Source organism: Nonomuraea sp. H19, from assembly GCF_052068215.1.
Lineage (GTDB): Bacteria > Actinomycetota > Actinomycetes > Streptosporangiales > Streptosporangiaceae > Nonomuraea.
The window spans coordinates 217,420-236,639 of sequence record NZ_JBQHCV010000010.1 but is presented as its reverse complement, the minus strand read 5'-3'; the positions used below and the strand labels follow the sequence as shown (position 1 = coordinate 236,639).

Below are 19,220 nucleotides of genomic sequence, written 5' to 3'. Positions count from 1 at the left end.
ACCCGGTGGACCACCACCCCCCAACAAGGAGCGCGGCGATGCGCCATGCCCACCCCGTTACCCTCCTGCGCATGCTGATGGTCGCCGTCATGGTCGGAGCGTTCGCCCTGCCCGCCCGCCCCGCCGCCGCCGCCGCCGTGCAGGCGGGCACGACCTACTACGTCGACGCGGCCGCCGGCGACGACTCCGCCTCCGGCCTCGACGAGACGCACGCCTGGAAGAGCCTGGCCAAGGTGAACGCGACCACGTTCGCCCCGGGCGACCGCATCCTGCTGCGCGCCGGACAGCGGTGGACCGGCCGGCTCTGGCCCAAGGGCTCCGGCGCGAGCGGCGCCCCGATCACCATCGACCGCTACGGCGACGGCGCCAAGCCCCGCATCGACGGCGCCGGCCAGGTGGACGACGCCGTCCGGCTGTTCAACCAGGAGCACTGGACGATCCGCAACCTGGAGGTCACCAACGAGGTTCCGGCCACCGGCACCCCCGGCGAGAACCTGCGCGACCTGCGCGGCATCCACGTCTCCGGCGACAACAGCCAGACGCTCGACGGGTTCGTCATCGACGGCGTCGACGTGCACGACGTCACCGGCCAGGTCGATTGGATCGGCGGCAGCGTCGAGAACAACGCGCCCGGCGTGCGATTCCAGACCGGCTGGGACGGCTCGAAGAAGACCGGCGGCATCGTCTTCGACACCACCGTCCCCGACCTCGGCGCGCCGCCGGAGCGGGCGACCGTGCTGAACGACGTGGTGATCCAGAACTCCAGGATCGCCAACACGTCGTTCGCCGGCATCGTCATCAAGCAGTACACCGGGGACGGCAAGAACGACGCGGGCGAGACGATCGCCGTGTCCACCGGCTGGGGCACGCGGCAGGGCCCGGACGACCCCAAGTTCACCCCGCACACCGGCATCGTCATCAGGAACAACCACGTCACCCAGGCCGACACCGCCTACGGCTGCAACGGCATGTACGTGACGAACGTCCGCGGCGCCCTCATCGAGCGCAACGTCGTCCACCGCACCGGCACCTCCGGCATCGAGACGTACTACGCCGACGACGTGACGTTCCAGTTCAACGAGGTGTACGAGACGCAGCAAAAGGCAGGCGGCGCCGACTCCAACGGCATCGACCCGGACAAGGGCACCACGCGGCAGGTCGTCCAGTACAACTACCTGCACGGCAACGGCGACGGCCTGCTGCTGTGCCAGTTCGCCTTCGGCGACGTCGTGGTCAGGAACAACGTGATCGCCGGCAACAGCCGCTACCAGATCTACCTGCACTCCGACCGGGCCGCCACCGCGAAGATCTACAACAACACGGTCTACAACGACCGCAGCGCGTACCTGATCTACGGGTACGGCAGCTACCTGGAAGCCCGCTACGACATCACCAACAACGTCCTGTACTCGACGCGGGCCGCGGCGACGCTGACGACCAGCCCGACCATCACCTACAGCCGCAATCTCTACGGCGGCGCGACCCTGGCGGTCCCGGCCGGCGACAAGGCGGCGGTGGTCGCGGACCCGCTGTTCGCCGACGCCCCGCTCGACGGCCCCTACGGCACCCCGGAAACCGGGCCCCGGCTCGAGACCGCCCACGGCCTGCGCGTCACCTCCGGCTCGCAGGCGATCGACGCGGGCGCCGAGATCACCGGGAACGGCGGCCGCGACTACGCCGGCACGCCTCTCTACAACGGCGGCCCCGACCTCGGCGCGTTCGAGTACGCCACCGCCGAGGGCGCCACGGCCGAGTCCGTCATCGGCACCGCGCGCACCCCGTCCGGCGCCCCGATCAGCGGCGCCACCGTGACGGCGGCGGGCGTGACGGCCACCACCGGCGCCGACGGCAGGTTCGCGCTCAAGAACATCCCGTTCGCCGACGGCGTCGAGGTCACCGCCACCAGGAACGGCTACCAGAGCGCCACCGAGACCGTGAACGTCCGCTTCGGCAACGTCGCCACCGTCCACCTGACCATGGCCTCGACCAGCGTGGTCGGCTCCGTCACCGGCCGCGTGCTCGATCAGGCCGCCCAGCCGCTGCCGGGCGCGACCGTCACCGTCAAGGACGGCGACCAGGCGCTCGGCACCGCCACCAGCGGCGCCGACGGCGCCTTCACGGTGGAGAAGGTGCCGATGGGGGAGGGGTACGCCGTCCGCGCCGAGGCCGGCGGCTACGTGGCCGCCACCCGGCCGGGGCTGCGCGTGGAGGTCGCCACGGCGACCGACGCCGGCGCGCTCCTCCTCGTCCGCCCCACCCCTGACTACGTGGCCGTCCACGACTTCGACGACCTCCCTGCCGGGCCGCTGACCGGCGGCGACGGCCTCACGGTGAGCGCCGCGGGCGGGCGCGTCGAGGTCACCGGTGAGCAGAGCGTCACGCTCACCCGTACGGCCAACAGCGGCAGCACGAGCCTGTCCGGGACGTTCGCGCTGAAGGGCGTCGTGACCGTCGAGGCGAACGTCATGAGCGAGCAGGCGTACACGTCCGGCAACCATTGGTGGGCCGTCCCCTACATCCGCAACGCGAACGGCCAGAACGCCGTCAGCGTGGCCTTCACCAAGAACACGATCGTCGCCTACGCCGGCGCCACCACGAAGACGGTGGGCTCCTACGAGCCCGGCCGCCGATACCACGTCGCCGCCGTCATCGACACCGTCAACCAGCGCTTCGACCTGCTGATCGACGGCCGGCGCGTGCTCGAGGGTGCCGCGTTCAGGAACCCGATGGACGCCGTCGCGCAGATCGACTACTACGCCAACAGCAGCAACTACGGCAGCATCACCCTCGACGACATCCGGGTCTCCCAAGGAGTGGGGCTCGCGCGCGACGACACCGCCCTGCTCAGCGTCGGCACCAGCCAGGGCGCGCCCAGCGACATGGTGCTCGACGTGCCCGCCAGAGTCGGCGAGGTGGACGTGACCGCCGTGGCCCGCAGCCCGTTCGCCAGGTCGGTCGCCATCGACGGCGAGCGCGCCGGCGGCCCCCAGGCCACGAAGCGGATCACGCTCGGCGACACCGGCGCCGACGTGCGCATCGTGGTCACCGCCGAGGACGGCACCGAGAAATCCCACACCCTGCAGATCAGGCGGCGGCCGCTCGCCCAGGACTCCACCCTGTCCGCCCTCGTCCCCGACGCGGGCACGCTCGACCCGGCCTTCGACCCCGACATCCGCGAGTACGCCCTGGCCGTCCCCGGGGACCGCGTCGCGTTCACCCCCACCGCGCTCAACCCGAAGTCGGCCATCACGGTCCAGAACCGGCCGGTCGCCACCGGGACGAAGTCGCCCGCGATCACCATCCCGGCCGAGATCGCCATCAAGGTGGTGTCGGAGGACGGCACGGCCGACACGACGTACAAGGTCAAGGTCACGGGTCCGGGGCTGCCGCAGGACGGCGCCACCGCGCCGCCCGCCCGCGCGGTCCTCTCCACGACCAGCGGCTGGGAGCACGGGCTGCACACCGGCACGTACGACGTGGTCATGAACCTCTGGTACGGCGTCAACGCCGGCGTCTTCGTCCTGTACGAGAACGGCAAGGAGATCGCCAGACGCGACCTGACTCCCAAGACCCCGTCGGCGCAGAAGGCCACCGTGCCCGTCACCGGCCGCAAGAACGGCACGTACGTCTACACCGGCGAGCTGCTCAACCAGGCCGGCCGCACCCCCACCACCTCGGTGAAGGCCGAGGTCACCGACGCCGACCCCGGCGAGCCCGTGCTCAGCTCGGACAACTGGGACGGCGACGGCGACTACACGATCCGCATGAACATGTGGTGGGGCACCAACGCCGCCGAGTACCGGCTCTACGAGGACGGCGTGCTCATCGGCACCCAGCGGCTCGACGCCGCCACCCCCGCCGCCCAGAGCGCCGCCACCGTGCTCACGGGACGGCCGGCGGGCCGGCGCGCGTACGTGGCCGAGCTGGTGAACACGGCGGGCGCGACCAGCAGCGAGCCGTTGACCGTAGTGACAGAATGACCGGCATGGATGACGGGTCCAAGGCCCTGTCGCCGCCGACCCTGCACGACGTCGCCCGGGAGGCGGGCGTCTCCATCGCCACGGCGTCGCGCGCGCTCAACGGCAGCGCGCGCAACGTCAGATCGGAGAACGCCTCCCGGGTCCGGGCGGCGGCGGCCAAGCTCGGCTACGAGCCGCACCTGTCGGCGCAGGCGATCGCCAAGGGCTCGACCAGGACCGTCGCGCTGGTGGTGGGCGACGTCGCCGACCCATACTTCTCCTCGATCGCCGCCGGGGTCACCCAGGCGGCCGAGGCCGCCCAGCTCATCGTCACCATGGCGGTGGCGGAGGGGCCGCCGGAGCGCGAGCTGGAGATCGTCAAGACCCTGCGCGGCCAGCGGCCCCGCGTCATCATCGTCGCGGGCAGCCGCATCGAGGGCGCGAGCACGCGGGACGCGCTCGTCGAGGAGCTGGCGGAATACCGCACGGCCGGCGGGCGGGTCGTCATGATCAGCCAGCGGGACCTGCCGTTCAGCACCGTCACCATCGACAACCACGACGGCGCGGGGCGGCTCGCGCTGGCGCTGGCCGAGGCCGGCTACCGGCGGTTCGCGATCTTCCACGCGCCGGCCGAGATCCGCACCTCCCGCGACCGGCACGATGGCTTCCTGGCTGCGCTGCGCTCGCGCGGGGTCCCCGATCCGGTCGCGATCGAGACCGGCTTCACCCGCGCCGGCGGTTACGACGCGGCGCGGCGGCTGGTGGAGCGGGGGTTCGAGGACGTGGAGGCGGTCTTCGCGGTCAACGACGTGATGGCCATCGGCGCCATGACGGCCTTCCGCGACGCGGGGGTGATCCCGGGGAAGGACCTCGGGGTCGCGGGCTTCGACGACATCGGCTCGGCAGTGGACGTCGTCCCCGCACTCACGTCGGTCGCGGTGCCGCTGCGGGAGGCGGGGCTGGCCGCGATGCGGCTCGCGCTGTCGGAGGAGGACGGCACGCCGGACGTGTGCCTTCCCGCCGACGTCGTCCTGCGGGAGAGCACACCGCCGCGATAATCCCGTGCACGCGGGGAGCCGCGCACGGCAGGATCATGGCCATGGACTACGACGAGCTGATCCACGAGGCACTGACCACCTCGTTCGAGGGCTGGGACTTCGCCGTGTTCCACGGCCGGATCGGGTATGACGGCGACCTGCCGTGGGACTACGAGAAGCTGGTCCGCGAGCACCTGCCCGAGGCCGCGTCGCTGCTCGACCTGGGCACCGGAGGCGGCGAACTGCTGGCCTCCCTGGGACCGCTGCCGCCCCGCACCGTGGCCACCGAGGGCTACCCGCCGAACGTCCCGGTCGCCCGCCGCCGCCTGGAGCCGCTGGGCGTCGAGGTGGTGGAGGCCGGCGGCCGCCCGCTGCCGTTCCCCGACGGCTCGTTCGACCTGATCGTCAACCGGCACGAGACGTACGACCCGCGCGAGATCCGCCGCGTCCTGACCGAAGGCGGCACGTTCGTCACCCAGCAGGTCGCCGGACACGACCTCGAAGAGATCAACGCGGCGCTGGGCGGCCCGCCGCACAAGGACCCGGACTGGAACCTCGCCACCGCGACCGCCGCCCTCACCGAAGCCGGCCTCGACGTCACCTGGAGCCGGGAGGCGAGCACCACCACCACATACCACGACATCGGCGCGCTCGTGCTGTTCCTGCGGGTGGTCTCGTGGCAGGTGCCGGACTTCGACGTCGACACCTACGACGCCAGGCTGCGCGCCCTGCACGCGGACATGGAACGCGGCCGCCCGCTGAGAGCGACCGCCCACCGCTTCGCCCTCCTGGCCCGCTGACCCCGCGCCACCCCCGCGACGGACCGGATGCGGAAGTGGCCGCCGGCACCGGAACCCCCGTACGCGCGCCGGTGCGGAAACCTGCCGCGCAGGGCCGCCTAACTTGCACCAAGGGCAAGAGATCGACTCCCATGTGGAGTAATTCCTATCCGCTCTGTCGCGGGAACCAGTGGCCCCCGCACCCGCCGGGATGGCAGGCTGCCCGCAACCGCTCCTGCCCTCCTGCGAACGGAGGCCGGGGGCGGTACCCCCGCGGTGCTCAATGAAAAGGAGTGCGACATGACCCATGACGCCGGCCGCGTCGCGGCCAAGCGGATCAACGACCACGTGGAGCTCGTCCACGCGAACAACCCGGACCTGGTGCTGGAGGTTCCGCGCCTCGACTGGGAAGCGTTCACCATGGCGGTCAAGTCGGGCGCGTTCGACCTCGCCACCCTGGAGCGGCAGGCGGAGGAGAACGCGGCCTGACCCCGGCGCGCGGCCTCGCGGCGCCCGCTCCCGCGCAGGGGAGCGGGCGCCGCCCGTCGTCGACCGCTAGGGGAGGCGCAGCTCGGCGAACACGCCGCGGTGATCGGTCCTGGGCACGTCCACGACCTCCGCCCGGCGCACGGCGACCCGCTCATCCGCCAGGACGTGATCGATGGTGATGATGGGCGGTAGCGTCCGGCCGCTCGGCCACGTCGGGATCAAGCCCTTGCCCACCCGGTCCGCCGCGTCCACGTAGCCGCGTGCCAGCAGGTCGCGGAAGGCGCGGTGGTCGAGGCTGGCGTTGAAGTCGCCGGCCAGCACCCGGATCGCCGAGGAGGAGGCCGAGGGCAGGGCGCGCAGGGCGGCGTTCCACTCTTCCTCCATGCGGCCCAGCGGCGGGTTGGGGTGGATGGCCACGATCTCGACCTTGCTCCCGCCGGGCAACGCCATGGAGGCGGCGGGCATGTTGTGGCCGAGCGGCGTGAACAGGCCGGTCAGCTCGGTCACCGGGTGCTTGGCGAAGATGCCGCTGCCGGTGGCGCCGAACTCCGGCTGCAGCACCCGGTGCGGCAGGAGTTGCTTGAGCCCGGCCGCGTCCAGCCGTTCGACCGCGTCCGGGGTCAGCTCCAGCGCGCTGAACGCCTCGACGTCGTACGTGCGCACGAGATCGACGACGGTCTCGGCGTCGCCCCGGCCGAACAGGTTGACCGTCAGCACCCGCAGCGGCGCGCCGCCCGCCGCGGGCTGGTCCGCACCCGTCAGCCGCGGCGCCACGCAGGCGGCCAGCACCACGCAGGCGAGCGCGGCGACGAGCGCGGCCGGGCGGTTGCGCCGGATCAGGACGAGCGCGGTGAGTGCCGCGAGGACCGCGCCGTAGGGGGTCACGGTCATCAGCTGAGTGAGGAACGAGCCCTGCTCCAGGCCGCCGATCCTGATCACGGCCCAGATGGCCGGCAGCGCGGCGACCGTCCAGGACAGCCATCGCCTGCGTCGTCGTCGCGGTGCCGCCCGGTCCTCCGCAGCCACCTGCTCGGTCCCGACCGTGGTGCTCACTCCGCCATCCCATCCCCGATTGGACTCACTACTTGAACTTTAAAGGGTCTGGGGGAGGCGTGCGTCGTTCACCGCTTGCGGCCCACTCCGGCGTACATCCAGGTCGCGGAGTCGGCGAAGAGAGGCGTGTCGTGCCATTCGGAGACCGCCACGAGGCCGGGCTCGACCAGGTCGAACCCGTCGAAGTAGCGCAGGATCTGCTCCCTGGACCTAGGCGTGCGGTGCATCGCCTGGTGCTTGGTGGCCGCCAGGTAGTCGTCGGCGATGTTCTTCGGCAGCAGGTCGAGCGTCAGATGGCTCAGCACCAGATAGCTGCCCGAGGGCAAGGCCTCGGTGAACGCCTCGACCAGCCCGGCCGGGTCGTCCTCGTCGGCGAGGTGCATGAGGATCGCGACCATCATGAGCGCGATCGGCTCGGTGAAGTCGAGCGTGTCCCGCACCTCGGGATGGTCGAGGATGGCGCGCGGGTCGCGGACGTCGGCCTCGATGTAGGCGGTCTTGCCGTCGGCCGTGCTGGTCAGCAGGGCCCTGGCGTGGGTCATCACGATGGGGTCGTTGTCGACGTAGACCACCCGCGCGTCGGGTGCCTCCGCCTGCGCCACCTCGTGCGTGTTGCCCTGGCTGGGGATGCCCGTGCCCAGATCGAGGAACTGCCTGATGCCGAGCTGCGTGAGGTGGCGCACGGCCCGGCCGAGAAAGGCCCGGTTGTTCCTGGCGCTCTCGCGCACGCCCGGCACCGCCGCCATGGTGGCCTCGGCCACCCGGCGGTCGGCCTCGAAGTTGTCCTTGCCGCCCAGCCAGTAGTCGTAGACGCGGGCCGAGTGGGGGACGTTGGGGTTGATGCCGTGCGGTGTGCTCACGATCAGGATCCTAGGTCTTGAAGCACTCCCCACGGCGGAATTCGGGGGATTTCACTCGCCCCAGCCGCATGGTCGCGACGCTGTCGCTTGGCGGTTCACCTTCCGGTCAGGTGCCGGTGACGATGTCCAGCCGCCAGGCGGTGAGGATCCCGGCCGTGGCGTGCGAGGCGGCCAGGTCCATGATCCGCAGCGTCCAGCCGCCGCCCGCGGGCTGCCCCACCAGCGGCGTCACCGCCGACGGCGGCTCGGTCCGGTACTCCAGCAGCTTCGACAGGTCCAGCGCCGCCCGGTGCGACAGGATGATGCGCCGGCCGCTCGGCGAGTGCAGCACGATCCGCAGGTCGTCAGGGCGACTGTGGTCGAGATCGATGAGGATCTTCATCTCCCGCACGGTGCCCTCGGCCTCCACCGTGATCGTGTCGGCGACGCCGTGCGGGTCGCTGTCGGGGATGCGCAGGGCCGGCCTGGACACCAGGCTGACGTTCGCGCCGCTGACGCCCACAGGCCCGGCCCTGAAGCGGATGGCCGGGCCGGGATCGCTGATCGCCGAGAGCGTCAGCCCGGACTCCTGCCCGCTCCACAGCAGGCTCGCCGGCACCGTCGAGTGCGACAGGGCCGTGCCGTCCATCCGCCCGTACAGGTCGCGGCTGTCGCCCCTGTTGAGGCTGGTCTCCAGGTCCAGGTGGCCGTCGGCCTGCAGCAGCCCGACCTGGTAGTGCCGTAGCGGCGTCCCGTCCTGCAGCTCGTTCGAGCCGCGCGTGTCGCAGTGGTACACGGCCAGCCCGCTCGACGGCAGGTGCAGGTCGAAGCCGAGCTTGGAGCGATTCTCCACCAGGAAGTACTCTTCGCGGCTCGGGGTGGAGTAGCGGAACGCCGTGCGGTAGTCGCCGTGCTCGGCCTCGAACGTGCCGGCGGTCCTGAGGTCCACCTGCTGCGGGCACCAGCCGGCCAGATCACGCAGGTACGCGCAGACCGCCGCCGGGGTCTTGCCGCCGTTCAGGTGGTTGCCCGAGCTCATGAGGCAGTACAGGCCGAGCCCGGAGCTGGCGAAGTCGTCGCCGTCGCGGCGGCCGTAGTCGTACAGGTCGGGGAAGCGGCACAGCATGTGCCCGGTCTCGTGGCAGAACGTGCCGATCGACAGCTGGTCAGGGCCCTCGCCCATGCTCGTCACCATGTAGAAGTGCGTGCGCATGGCGCCGAAGTGCAGCTCGTGCACGCTGTTGTGCGGCCACAGGACGCTGTCCTTGATGTACTGCGTCTTGCCGGCGTACATGATGATCAGCGCGTCGACGACCCGCTGGCCGAGGGAGTCGTACCGGCTGAGGTCGACGCCCGAGTCGACCGCCGCCCGCAGCGCCTCCGGCACGAGCACGTCGTGGTTGGCCGGGTCGGCGTAGAACGTGATCGGGTGGCTCATCCTGAACGGGCCCACGACGTCGTTGGTGAACTGCAGCAGGCCGCTCGACACGGTCGCGAAATACTCGCTGACCGAGCAGGCGTTGCCGTTCTCCCGGTAGTCCGGCGCGTTGAGCAGGGCGTCCACGTGCTCCCTGGTGACGGTGGTGGCCTGGTCGGAGAAGTCGACGAGGATCGTGAGCCCCCGCACCGTTCCGACGCTGAGCTTGCGGCCCTCCAGCAGCCCGCCTTTCGGCCCGAACGTCAGCGCCGAGTCCGCGGCCGCCTCGGCCGAGATCGTGCCGGGCCGGCGCTGCCGGTGCAGGTCCGCCAGGACGGGGCCGGGCTCGCGCAGGTGCCGCGGCACGCTGTCCGGGGCGTCGTACGCGTCGATCCGGATCCCCGTGGACTGGAACCGGTCGGCCTTGAGGTCGGCGTAGCAGTAGCCGCCCACCGAGCGGTCGTAGACGACCGTGTAGCCGTCCAGGGTCTCGTAGCGGGCGTAGTGCTCGTCGCCGAACACGACGAGCCGCACCTCGTCGCCGTCCGCCTGGGTGAAGCTCAGGGTCTCGCCGAAAATGGCGCTCATCGCGGCCTCCGGTATCGGGTTCGAGGGGTTTCCCCGATCGTCAATGAGCGCCGGCGCGCTGTCCTGAGTACCCCGTACTCAATGGCGCGGCCGGGTGGCGGGCAGGCCCGGCGGCCAGTTGCGGCGCCGCCCGCCTACCGCCGCCACGGACAGGCAGCCGGCCAGGATCGCGATCACGAAGAACGTCATAAGGTCCCCTCTCATCGCGGCGGTCGTAGCGGTATGAAGACTGATCGGCCGTCATCCGGGCATGACGGCCGATCAGCCGTCATGCCGCCCGGCAGCGCGCGGGTCAGGGTAACGGTGCACACCGCAGGACAGCAGGCCCCGAGGACTGAACAGCCATGACCGCATCAGCTGCCACAGGCGGAGAGATCCATTTCCGCCTGCCCTGCGTTATCGTGAGACGGGTCTTGTGCTCTCAGCGCGTGCGGGCGGCTCATGGCTCATCCCGATTCCACCAGGTACGCCTCGGCGACCAGGCAGTTCGAGAAGGCCGTCGCGCGCACCGGTGCGGGCGCGCGCAGCGCCACGGGCCTCGTGGCGGTCGTCGCGGCGCTCTTCGGCGCCGTCCCGCCGGTCTCCCCGCTGTGGCTCGCGCCCATGCTGGCGATTCACCTGGCGTGGACGGCGCTGTTCCTGCGCGTGTTCTGGTGCAAGGGCCCGCTCTCCGGCCGGCTGGTGGCCGGTGATGTGGCCATCACCGTCGCGCTGTGCCTCGCGCAGCGCCATCTCGTGGCCGTGGAGGCGCTCGACACGGGATCGAGCTGGGTCGCGGGGGTGGTCACGATGGCCATCGTGATCGCCGGCGTCACCTGGCGGCCCGCGGCGGCCGTACCGGCGGGGCTCGTCATGGCTGGGGCGTTCGCGGCCGGGGTGTGGCTCGCCTCCCCCTCCCAGGGCGTGGCCGGTACCCTGGGGATCCACCTCCTCCAGCTCTTGGCGATCGTGCTGCTGATGACGCTGCTGCGCCGCGCGGCCGCCGCGGCCGACGCCTTCCTGCGCGAGCGGGCGCGCCGCGAGATCGCGCTCATGGTGGAGCGGCTGCGGCGCGAGGACGAGCTGCGGCAGGTCGGCAGCATCCACGAGACGGCGCTGCACACGCTCACGATGGTCGGCCTCGGCACCTACGACGAGCCGTCGCCCACCCTGCACGCGCAGGTCGCCACCGACCTGGCGGCGCTGGAACGGCTCCGCGACACCCCGCGCGCCGACTCCGCGCCCATCGCCCTCGACGCCCTCCTGGACGAGGTCGCCGGGCGGGCGAGCGGCCTGGACGTCCGCAGGCGGCTCACCCCCGAGACGGTGCCGGGCAACGTCGCCGAGCGCTTCGCCCGCGCCACCGCCGAGGCCCTGGCGAACGTCGCCCGGCACGCCGGCGTACGCGAGGCCGAGCTCGTCTCCAGCAACGCCGGCGGCGAGATCCGGGTGGAGATCGCCGACGCGGGCCGCGGGTTCGACCAGGACCGGCTGCCGCCCGACCGGTTCGGCGTGCGCGGCTCGATCCTCGACACGATGCGCTCCCTGCCGAACGGCGGCGCGGAGATCTCCTCCGGCGACCACGGCACCCTCGTGCGCCTGTGGTGGCGGCCATGACGGAGGAGATCGAGCAGGTCGCGCAGCGGTACGCGCGCTTCACCGCGCTCGGCGCCGCGGTGATCACGGCCATCTGGCACGTCGGCTACGACCTCACGGTCACCGTCACCGGCTGGCAGACCGGCTTCCGCTGGCCCCTGCTCGCGGCGGCCGCCTGGGCCGGCTACACCGCGATCTTCGCATTCGCCGCGCTGTCGCTGTCACGCACGTCGAAAGGCCCCGCGCGGATACGGGAGCTCGCCGTCGCCGCCCTGGCCGTGGACGTCGCGGTGATCCTGGCCCTCCGACCGGGGGAGCTGGTCGGCATCACCGACTGGGCGTGGGGCTCGGTCGGCTGGCTCGGCGTCATGCTCACCTGGAACCGGCCGCGCTGGCGGGCCGAGCTGGTCGTGTTCCTGGCCGGCAACGCCGGCATCATGCTGGCGGCGATGGTCGTGACCGGGACGCTCGACCGCGTCTCCATCGCCAAATACCTGGTGGTCATCCTGGGCGGGGTCACCATGCAGCTCGGCTACGCGGCCGGGGGCAACCTGCTGCGTACCCGCGCCGAGGAGGCCGTGCTGCTGGCCCGCAGGCTGGCCGCCGACGACGCCTGGCGCGAGTCCGCCCAGCGCATCCACGCCGACCGGCTACGCAGGTACGCCGCCATCCGCGACGTGGCCGAGTCGCTGCTCCAGCAGATCGCCGACGGCGCCGACCCCGGCGATCCGCGCGTGCGCGAGGACTGCACGGCCGGGGCGCTGCGGCTGCGCAGGCTCATCACGGAGCGGGAGGACGTACCGGACGAGCTGGTGTCGGTGCTGCGTGAGCGCATCGAGGCGGCCGAGCGGCGCAAGGTCATGGTGACGGCGCCGCCGTTCGGCGACAGCCTGCCGAGGCTGGCGGAGGAGGTGCGGGCGGATCTGCTCAGAGCGCCCATTCAGGCGCTCGACGGGGCCAGGTCGCGCGCGCGGGTCACCGTCTCCGCGATGTCCACCCTGGTGAGCGTGGCCGTCGTGGCCGATACTGACGACCTGCCCATGAGCACCACGCCGGTACGCGAGCCGAGCGGCGTCGTCGTCACCTATCAGCGGCAGGGAGGTGAGGTATGGGTCAACAGCATCTGGCAGGGCCGGTGACGGTCGCCCTGGTGGAGGATCACCAGGTCGTGGTGGACGGGGTCCGCTCGTGGTTCGGTCCGCCGAGCCCCGTGGAGCTGGTGGCGCAGGGACCCACCATCGAGTCGGTCGCCGGCGTCGTCGCCGATGTGCTGCTGCTGGACCTCAACCTCAACGGGACCATGGTCATCGACCGGGTCGCGGAGTTGTGCGCGGGCGGGCAGCGGGTCGTGGTCTTCTCCGAGCACGAGGAGCCGGAGACGGTGCGCGCCGTGCTGGACGCGGGCGCCTCGGCGTTCATCGGCAAGGGCCGGGCCACGCGCGAGTCCTGTGTCGAGACCATCCTCGAAGTGGCCGCCGACCGGCCGGCCGTGACGCCGCCGATGGCGCAGGCGATCGCGACCGACGAGAGACCGCACCGGCCGCAGTTGTCGGACAAGGAGCGGGCCGCGTTGCTGTTCTGGTTCCAGTCCATGTCCAAGGCGTCGGTGGCGGCGCGAATGGGGATCAAGGAGCGGACCGTGCGCCAGTACATCGATCGGGCCCGGGTGAAGTACGCCGCCGCCGGCCGGCCCGCGCCGACGAAGGAGAAGCTGCTCATCTGCGCCATCCAGGATGGCCTCGTCCAGCCCGACGAGGTCACCGTCTACACGTCCCTGGCCGCCCAGGCGCCGCCCGGCCCGGGATGACACTCCTGGCCTCGGTCCTCCAGGCCGGAGGGGGCCAGCAGGGCCGAGGTCAGGTCACGCGTCAAGCTCGGCGGGATCGAGACTGACCGGGAACGGCGCCTGCAGGTTCGCGACGGTTCCGGCCTTCAGGCGTCCGTTGAAAGTTTCACTCGGCCGCCGCCCTTGCGAGAAAGTCCTTTCCCTGTTCAGGCCAGCGCCGACCGCGCCAAAGGACTCTTGACATTGAGCCGTCATTTGTCCGAATTCGTGTCGTCAGATACCGTCCCACAATGGGAGCGCTCCCAGACGCCGGATCCCCCCGACCGGAACACGGAGACCGCACTATGCCCCATGTCGCACCCAAACGCTGGGCGCAACGCGCCCTGGCCCTGCTGGCGTCCCTGGCCGTGATCCTCGCCATCGCCCCCGCCGGCCCCGCCTCCGCACACGGTTCGGTCGTCGACCCCGCCTCCCGCAACTACGGCTGCTGGCTGCGCTGGGGCAGCGACTTCCAGAACCCCGCCATGCAGCAGCAGGACCCCATGTGCTGGCAGGCCTGGCAGGACAACACGAACGCCATGTGGAACTGGAACGGCCTCTACCGCAACGGGGTTGGCGGCAACCATCAGGCGGCCATCCCCAACGGCCAGCTGTGCAGCGGCGGCCTGACCGAGGGCGGCCGCTACCGCTCCATGGACACGCCGGGAGCATGGACGATGGCGAACCTCGGCAGCACGTTCAACATCCGCCTGAACGACCAGGCCAGGCACGGCGCCGACTACATCAGGGTCTACATCACCCGCCAGGGCTACAACGCCCTCACCACGCCCCTGGGCTGGAACCACCTGGAGCTGGTCCGCACGACGCCCAGGTATGCGCCCAGCGACGTCTACATGATCGACAACCTCGGCAAGGGCTCCCGCACCGGCCGTCACGTGATCTACACGATCTGGCAGGCCTCGCACATGGACCAGACGTTCTACTTCTGCAGCGACGTCAACTTCAGCTAAGCGTTACGGGCGGGGGCGGGTCGAGGCGCGGACGGCCAGCTCTATCGGGTGCACGCGTTCGGTCCCCACCGGCGCGATCCCTGAGAGCAGCTCGAACAGCAGCTCGGCGCAGCTCGCCCCCGCCTCCTTCGGGCGCAGGTCGATCGCGGTGATCGGCGGGTCGGCCAGGCGCGTGGCGGCGCTGTCGACGCACGAGGCGAGCAGCACGTCCGCCCGCGCCTCCCGCAGCAGCGGCGCCACCTCGGTCGCCGCCCCCGCCGGCGCGCACACCAGGGCATCGAAGGTGTCGCTGTCGAGCAGGGCGCGCGCGGTGGCGCGTACTTCGTCTCCCGTCGCGTCGAAGGACACCCGCCGCACCAGCGGCGCCACCCCCTTCGCGGCGCACCAGTCCAGGTAGCCCCGGTGCAGGCTGGCCGCCCAGTCGCTCTCGTCGCCCGCCACGATCAGCGCCGGTCGCGCCGCTCCCGCCTCGCGGAGGTGGTCGAGCAGGCGGGCCAGCATCGGGGCATGCTGCGACCACACCACCCCGTCCGCCTGGCGGCCTCCTGGGAAGCGCTCGCACGAGACCGTCGGCAGCCTCGTCGCCATCAGGCTCTCCACCACTGGATCGCCGCCGAGCGGGTCGCCGAGCACCAGGCCGTCCACCCGGGGCGGGCGTGCGCGCCGCTGCCCCGAGGTGATCAGCGTGACGTCGTAGTCGTGCCGCGCCGCCTGCTCCACGACGCCGAACACGAACGACATGTAGTAGGACGAGCGGGTCAGCACCTCGGGCACGTGCAGCCCGATGGTGCCGGTGCTGGCCTTGCGCAGGTGGCGGGCCGAGCCGTTGGGCACATAGCCGAGCCGCTCGGCCACGCGCGCGACCGCCTCGCGCGTCGCCTCCGACACCCGCCCGGAGCCGCGCAGCGCGTCGGAGGCCGTCGTCTTGGACACCCCCGCCTCCCTGGCGACGGTGACGATCGTGACGGGCTCGTCTGCTTGCACGCCCTGATGGTAGCGGCCCATCCGCCCCCTCCCGCCCGGCCCCGGAACCGGCGGCCTCTCCGGTAAACGATGCGTTTCGTCTGGCGTCCGGGTCTTGTCTCATCCGGCCGACGCAATTAGGTTAGCCGAAATTGCCGGAACGTTCCGGCATCGGAAAGGGGCGGAGACGTTGCACCTGACGACCGGGAAGCATCCCCATCCTCTCGACCCGCTCGCGGCGCAGGAGATCGACGAGGTCAGGCGGATCCTGCTGCGCGAAGGCCTGCTGACGGACCCGGTGCGGGTCGCCTACCTCGGGCTGGAGGAGCCGCCCAAGGACGAGGTGCTGGCGTACGAGCCGGGCGCGCCCATCGTCCGCCGCGCCCGGGCGTTCCTGCTGGATCTCGCCACCGAGGCGGCCGAGGACGTGATCGTGTCGATCAGCGGCGGCGAGGTCGAGTCGCGCACGCCGATCGACCCGGTGACCGACGGCCAGGTGCCCATGCTCGACGAGGAGCACGTCCTGGTCAGGAAGGTGCTCAAGGAAGACGCCGGATGGGCGGCGGCACTGGCGCGACGGGGCATCACGGACCCCGCGAACGTCTACCTGGCCGCGCTGAGCGCCGGCCACTTCGGCCTGCCGAAGGAGGAGGGCCGCCGGGTGGCCAGGGTGCTGGCGCACCTGATGCCGACGCCGGACAGCCTGCCGTGGGCGCATCCGGTGGACGGCCTGGTCGCGTACGTGGACCTGGTCAAGGGCGAGGTCATGGAGATCGTCGACACCGGACCGCAGCCGATCCCCGCCGAGCCCGGCGACTACCACCAGGGCCCGCACCGCACCACGCAGAAGCCCATCCACATCACCCAGCCGGAGGGCCCCAGCTTCACCGTGGACGGCCCGCTCGTCACCTGGGAGAAGTGGAGCGTGCGCCTCGGCTACGACATGCGCGAGGGGCTCACCCTGCACCAGATCGGCTTCGAGGACGACGGCCGGACCAGGCCGGTCGTCTACCGGGCGTCGGTGGCCGAGATGCTGGTGCCGTACGCCGACCCGGGCCCGATCCGGTTCTGGCAGAACTACTTCGACACCGGCGAATACCAGCTCGGCAAGCTGGCCAACTCCCTCGAACTCGGCTGCGACTGCCTGGGCGAGATCACGTACTTCGACGCCGTCGTCACGGACGGCGCCGGCCTGCCCAAGGTGATCACGAACGCGATCTGCATGCACGAGGAGGACTACGGCGTGCTGTGGAAGCACACCGACCCGGCCAACGGCTCGCGGGAGACGCGCCGGCAGCGGCGGCTGGTGATCTCGTTCTTCGTCACCGTCGGCAACTACGACTACGGCTTCTACTGGTACCTCTACCTCGACGGGACCATCGAGCTGGAGGTCAAGGCCACCGGCATCGTCTTCACCGGCGCCTACGACGAGCGGATCGCGCCCTACGGCTCGGAGGTCGCGCCGGGGCTGGCCGCGCCGTACCACCAGCACCTGTTCAGCGCCCGGCTGGACATGACCGTCGACGGCCTGGCCAACGCCGTGGACGAGGTGGAGGCGGTGCCCCTTCCGGCCCATGGGGGCAACGCGTTCGGCCGCGCCGTGACCCGGCTGCGCACCGAGCAGGAGGCCAAGCGCGACGCAGACCTGAAGGCGGAGCGCACCTGGCACGTCGTCAACCCCTCGGTGCGCAACCGCCTCGGCCGCCCGGTCGGCTACGCGCTGCACCCGGAAGGCAGGCCCACCCTGCTGGCCGGCCGGGAGTCGTCCATCGGGAAGCGGGCCGAGTTCGCCACGAAACACCTGTGGGTCACCCGCTACCACCCAGCGGAGCGTTATCCCGCCGGGGACCTGGTCAACCAGCATCCCGGCGGCGCGGGCCTGCCCGCCTACACCAGGGCTGACCGCGACATCGACGGGCAGGACATCGTGCTGTGGCACACGTTCGGCCTGACGCATTTCCCCCGCACCGAAGACTGGCCGATCATGCCGGTCGACACCTGCGGGTTCGTCCTCAAGCCGGTCGGGTTCTTCGACCGCAACCCCACGCTCGACGTCCCGCCGAGCGCCGCCGAACGTTCCTGCCATTAGAGGAGAAGAGGCCCATGCGTCCCATACGCCTGGCCTGCGGTGTCACGGCCGCCATGCTGGCGGCGGCCTGTGCCGCCACCGGAACGACCACCAGCCCGCCACAGGCCCCAGCGGTCGCCAAGAACGGCTACCTCGCCGTCGCCGACCAGGCGCTCCCCGCCGGCGGCACGCTGAACCTGGCGGTGCACATCGACAGCGGTGCGGCCACCGGGTACGACCCCCAGCTCGCCGACGTCGCCACCACCTGGCAGCTGCTGTCGCTGTCGTACGAGACGCTGGTCACGATCGGCCCCGACTTCGCCGTGCAGCCGCTGCTGGCGGAGAAGTGGGAGACCCCCACCCCCACCGAGTACGTCTTCCACCTGCGCAAGGACGTCTCCTTCAGCAACGGCCGGGCGATGACGGCCGACGACGTGGTGGGCAGCATGAAGCGGCTGCTGGCGTCGAAGTCGGTGTGGCGCGGCCAGCTCGGCCCGGTCAAGTCGGTCACCAAGGACGGCGACCACACGGTCAAGGTCACGCTGAGCGAGCCGTACACGCCGTTCCTGGCCGCGCTCGCCAACGTGCCCGCCGCCGTCCTGCCCATGAAGGAGATCGACGACAAGTCCGTCGACCCGGCCACCACGCTCCTCGGGACCGGCCCGTATGCGGTCGAGAACCACCGGCAGGACGTGTCGTGGACGTTCAAACGCAACGACAAGTACTGGGCCAAGGGCAAGCCGGCGGCCGACACGCTCAACATCACGATCGCCCCCGAGGAGGCCGCCCGCATCGCGGCCCTGCAGAACGGCAGCGCCGCCCTGGCCACGCTGGGCAACGTCGACTCCGCGACGATGCTGGCCGGCGCCCGCAACGTCCAGGTCGTCACCCAGGCGACCACCGACTTCTACTACCTGATGCTCAACACCCGGGCGCCGAGCTCAAAGTTCGCCGACCCGAAGGTGCGCCAGGCGATCAACATCGCGCTCGACCCCCAGCAGATCGCCGACGTGGCGCTCGGTGGCAAGGGCAAGCCCACCGCGATCACCCCGGCCGGGCTGCCCGGCGCCTGCGACCCGGCAGCGCTGCCGTCGGCGGCCAAGAGCCCGGACGAGGCGAAGAAGCTGCTGGCGGAGGCGGGCGCGCAGAACCTGTCGTTCACGCTCAGCATCTTCTCCACCGAGCCGGCCCCGGCCGTCGCCCAGGTGATCCAGCAGAACCTGCAGCAGGCCGGCATCACCGTCAAGATCGAGCAGCTCGACGAGGCGAGCTGGTCCGGCAAGGTGTACGGCAAGGCGCCGGCCGAATTCGACGCCGCCCTGTCGTGGTTCGCGGGATACGCCGACCCCGGCATGGTCACCAAGTGGTGGAACCCGGAGACGGCCGGCTTCAACGCCGGCTTCATGACGCCCGACAAGGAGCTGAACACCCTCATCGACACGGCCGGCAAGGAACCCGCGGGAGCCCGGCGGGACCAGGCGCTGGCCTCGGTCTGCGCCAAGGCGGACGCGGACGCGCAGATGATCCCGCTGGTCACCCGCCCGGCCACGGTCGCCTTCAGGACCGACGCGCTCAGCCCGAGCCTGTACGGCACCGAGGGCTACGGCAACGTCCTGCGCCTGGTCGCCGACGCCCGCGTGAAGAAGACTCAGTAGCC

At 71.4% G+C, this 19,220-nt stretch carries 15 protein-coding genes; 10 read left to right on the top strand and 5 right to left on the bottom strand.

The genetic code is table 11. From position 1 onward, the window contains the following. Positions 1-38: 38 nt before the first annotated feature. The 4 genes from ACTMTI_RS23770 to ACTMTI_RS23755 all read left to right on the top strand — a co-directional run bounded on the left by ACTMTI_RS23770 (position 39) and on the right by ACTMTI_RS23755 (position 6,264). Positions 39-3,980: a carboxypeptidase regulatory-like domain-containing protein gene (locus tag ACTMTI_RS23770; protein ID WP_441122688.1), complete on the top strand. Its 3,942-nt coding sequence runs from the start codon at positions 39-41 to the stop codon at positions 3,978-3,980. 5 nt (positions 3,981-3,985) lie between these two features. Further along, positions 3,986-5,017, top strand: coding sequence for a LacI family DNA-binding transcriptional regulator (locus ACTMTI_RS23765; RefSeq protein WP_441122687.1), 1,032 nt, complete (start codon positions 3,986-3,988; stop codon positions 5,015-5,017). A gap of 41 nt (positions 5,018-5,058) precedes the next feature. Further along, a complete protein-coding gene (locus tag ACTMTI_RS23760) occupies positions 5,059-5,796 on the top strand; it encodes a class I SAM-dependent methyltransferase (protein ID WP_441122686.1) in 738 nt (245 codons plus the stop codon). A gap of 279 nt (positions 5,797-6,075) precedes the next feature. Beyond that, entirely contained in the window at positions 6,076-6,264 is a 189-nt protein-coding gene (locus ACTMTI_RS23755; protein ID WP_441122685.1) for a hypothetical protein, read from the top strand. 66 nt (positions 6,265-6,330) lie between these two features. Here ACTMTI_RS23755 and ACTMTI_RS23750 read toward each other — a convergent pair whose 3' ends face one another. From ACTMTI_RS23750 to ACTMTI_RS23735, 4 genes are all read right to left on the bottom strand, one after another. After that, on the bottom strand, positions 6,331-7,317 hold the full coding sequence (locus ACTMTI_RS23750) for an endonuclease/exonuclease/phosphatase family protein (protein WP_441122684.1): 987 nt from the start codon (positions 7,315-7,317) through the stop codon (positions 6,331-6,333). A gap of 68 nt (positions 7,318-7,385) precedes the next feature. After that, positions 7,386-8,177, bottom strand: a complete 792-nt coding sequence (locus ACTMTI_RS23745; protein WP_441122683.1) for an SAM-dependent methyltransferase — start codon at positions 8,175-8,177, stop codon at positions 7,386-7,388. A gap of 106 nt (positions 8,178-8,283) precedes the next feature. After that, positions 8,284-10,161 carry a M6 family metalloprotease domain-containing protein gene (locus ACTMTI_RS23740; protein ID WP_441122682.1) on the bottom strand — a complete coding sequence of 626 codons (1,878 nt, stop codon included), beginning with the start codon at positions 10,159-10,161 and terminating at the stop codon, positions 8,284-8,286. Between the two features lie 78 nt (positions 10,162-10,239). Then, positions 10,240-10,365: a hypothetical protein gene (locus ACTMTI_RS23735; protein ID WP_441122681.1), complete on the bottom strand. Its 126-nt coding sequence runs from the start codon at positions 10,363-10,365 to the stop codon at positions 10,240-10,242. Between the two features lie 237 nt (positions 10,366-10,602). Between ACTMTI_RS23735 and ACTMTI_RS23730 the strand changes: the two genes are divergently transcribed. The 4 genes from ACTMTI_RS23730 to ACTMTI_RS23715 all read left to right on the top strand — a co-directional run bounded on the left by ACTMTI_RS23730 (position 10,603) and on the right by ACTMTI_RS23715 (position 14,532). Next, a complete protein-coding gene (locus ACTMTI_RS23730) occupies positions 10,603-11,757 on the top strand; it encodes a sensor histidine kinase (protein WP_441122680.1) in 1,155 nt (384 codons plus the stop codon). Next, complete coding sequence (locus ACTMTI_RS23725) at positions 11,754-12,875, top strand: hypothetical protein (RefSeq protein WP_441122679.1); 1,122 nt, start codon at positions 11,754-11,756, stop codon at positions 12,873-12,875. The genes ACTMTI_RS23730 and ACTMTI_RS23725 overlap by 4 nt, the downstream gene beginning before the upstream one ends. Beyond that, positions 12,845-13,543, top strand: coding sequence for a sigma factor-like helix-turn-helix DNA-binding protein (locus ACTMTI_RS23720; protein WP_441122678.1), 699 nt, complete (start codon positions 12,845-12,847; stop codon positions 13,541-13,543). Before ACTMTI_RS23725 ends, ACTMTI_RS23720 begins: the two co-directional genes overlap by 31 nt. 323 nt (positions 13,544-13,866) lie before the next feature. Next, positions 13,867-14,532, top strand: coding sequence for a lytic polysaccharide monooxygenase auxiliary activity family 9 protein (locus tag ACTMTI_RS23715; protein ID WP_441122677.1), 666 nt, complete (start codon positions 13,867-13,869; stop codon positions 14,530-14,532). Between the two features lie 3 nt (positions 14,533-14,535). Here ACTMTI_RS23715 and ACTMTI_RS23710 read toward each other — a convergent pair whose 3' ends face one another. Next, a complete protein-coding gene (locus tag ACTMTI_RS23710) occupies positions 14,536-15,516 on the bottom strand; it encodes a LacI family DNA-binding transcriptional regulator (RefSeq protein WP_441122676.1) in 981 nt (326 codons plus the stop codon). Positions 15,517-15,685: 169 nt separating this feature from the next. Here ACTMTI_RS23710 and ACTMTI_RS23705 point away from each other — a divergent pair, with 169 nt between their 5' ends. Then, entirely contained in the window at positions 15,686-17,584 is a 1,899-nt protein-coding gene (locus tag ACTMTI_RS23705) for a primary-amine oxidase (RefSeq protein WP_441122675.1), read from the top strand. Between the two features lie 14 nt (positions 17,585-17,598). Beyond that, positions 17,599-19,218: an ABC transporter substrate-binding protein gene (locus ACTMTI_RS23700; protein WP_441122674.1), complete on the top strand. Its 1,620-nt coding sequence runs from the start codon at positions 17,599-17,601 to the stop codon at positions 19,216-19,218. Positions 19,219-19,220 lie beyond the last annotated feature (2 nt).

Bases quoted from the DNA above. Each gene is read 5' to 3' on its own strand.
- ACTMTI_RS23770 (WP_441122688.1), top strand. From the start codon at position 39: ATGCGCCATGCCCACCCCGTTACCCTCCTGCGCATGCTGATGGTCGCC.
- ACTMTI_RS23765 (WP_441122687.1), top strand. From the start codon at position 3,986: ATGGATGACGGGTCCAAGGCCCTGTCGCCGCCGACCCTGCACGACGTC.
- ACTMTI_RS23760 (WP_441122686.1), top strand. From the start codon at position 5,059: ATGGACTACGACGAGCTGATCCACGAGGCACTGACCACCTCGTTCGAG.
- ACTMTI_RS23755 (WP_441122685.1), top strand. From the start codon at position 6,076: ATGACCCATGACGCCGGCCGCGTCGCGGCCAAGCGGATCAACGACCAC.
- ACTMTI_RS23740 (WP_441122682.1), bottom strand. From the start codon at position 10,161: ATGAGCGCCATTTTCGGCGAGACCCTGAGCTTCACCCAGGCGGACGGC.
- ACTMTI_RS23735 (WP_441122681.1), bottom strand. From the start codon at position 10,365: ATGAGAGGGGACCTTATGACGTTCTTCGTGATCGCGATCCTGGCCGGC.
- ACTMTI_RS23730 (WP_441122680.1), top strand. From the start codon at position 10,603: ATGGCTCATCCCGATTCCACCAGGTACGCCTCGGCGACCAGGCAGTTC.
- ACTMTI_RS23725 (WP_441122679.1), top strand. From the start codon at position 11,754: ATGACGGAGGAGATCGAGCAGGTCGCGCAGCGGTACGCGCGCTTCACC.
- ACTMTI_RS23720 (WP_441122678.1), top strand. From the start codon at position 12,845: ATGGGTCAACAGCATCTGGCAGGGCCGGTGACGGTCGCCCTGGTGGAG.
- ACTMTI_RS23715 (WP_441122677.1), top strand. From the start codon at position 13,867: ATGCCCCATGTCGCACCCAAACGCTGGGCGCAACGCGCCCTGGCCCTG.
- ACTMTI_RS23700 (WP_441122674.1), top strand. From the start codon at position 17,599: ATGCGTCCCATACGCCTGGCCTGCGGTGTCACGGCCGCCATGCTGGCG.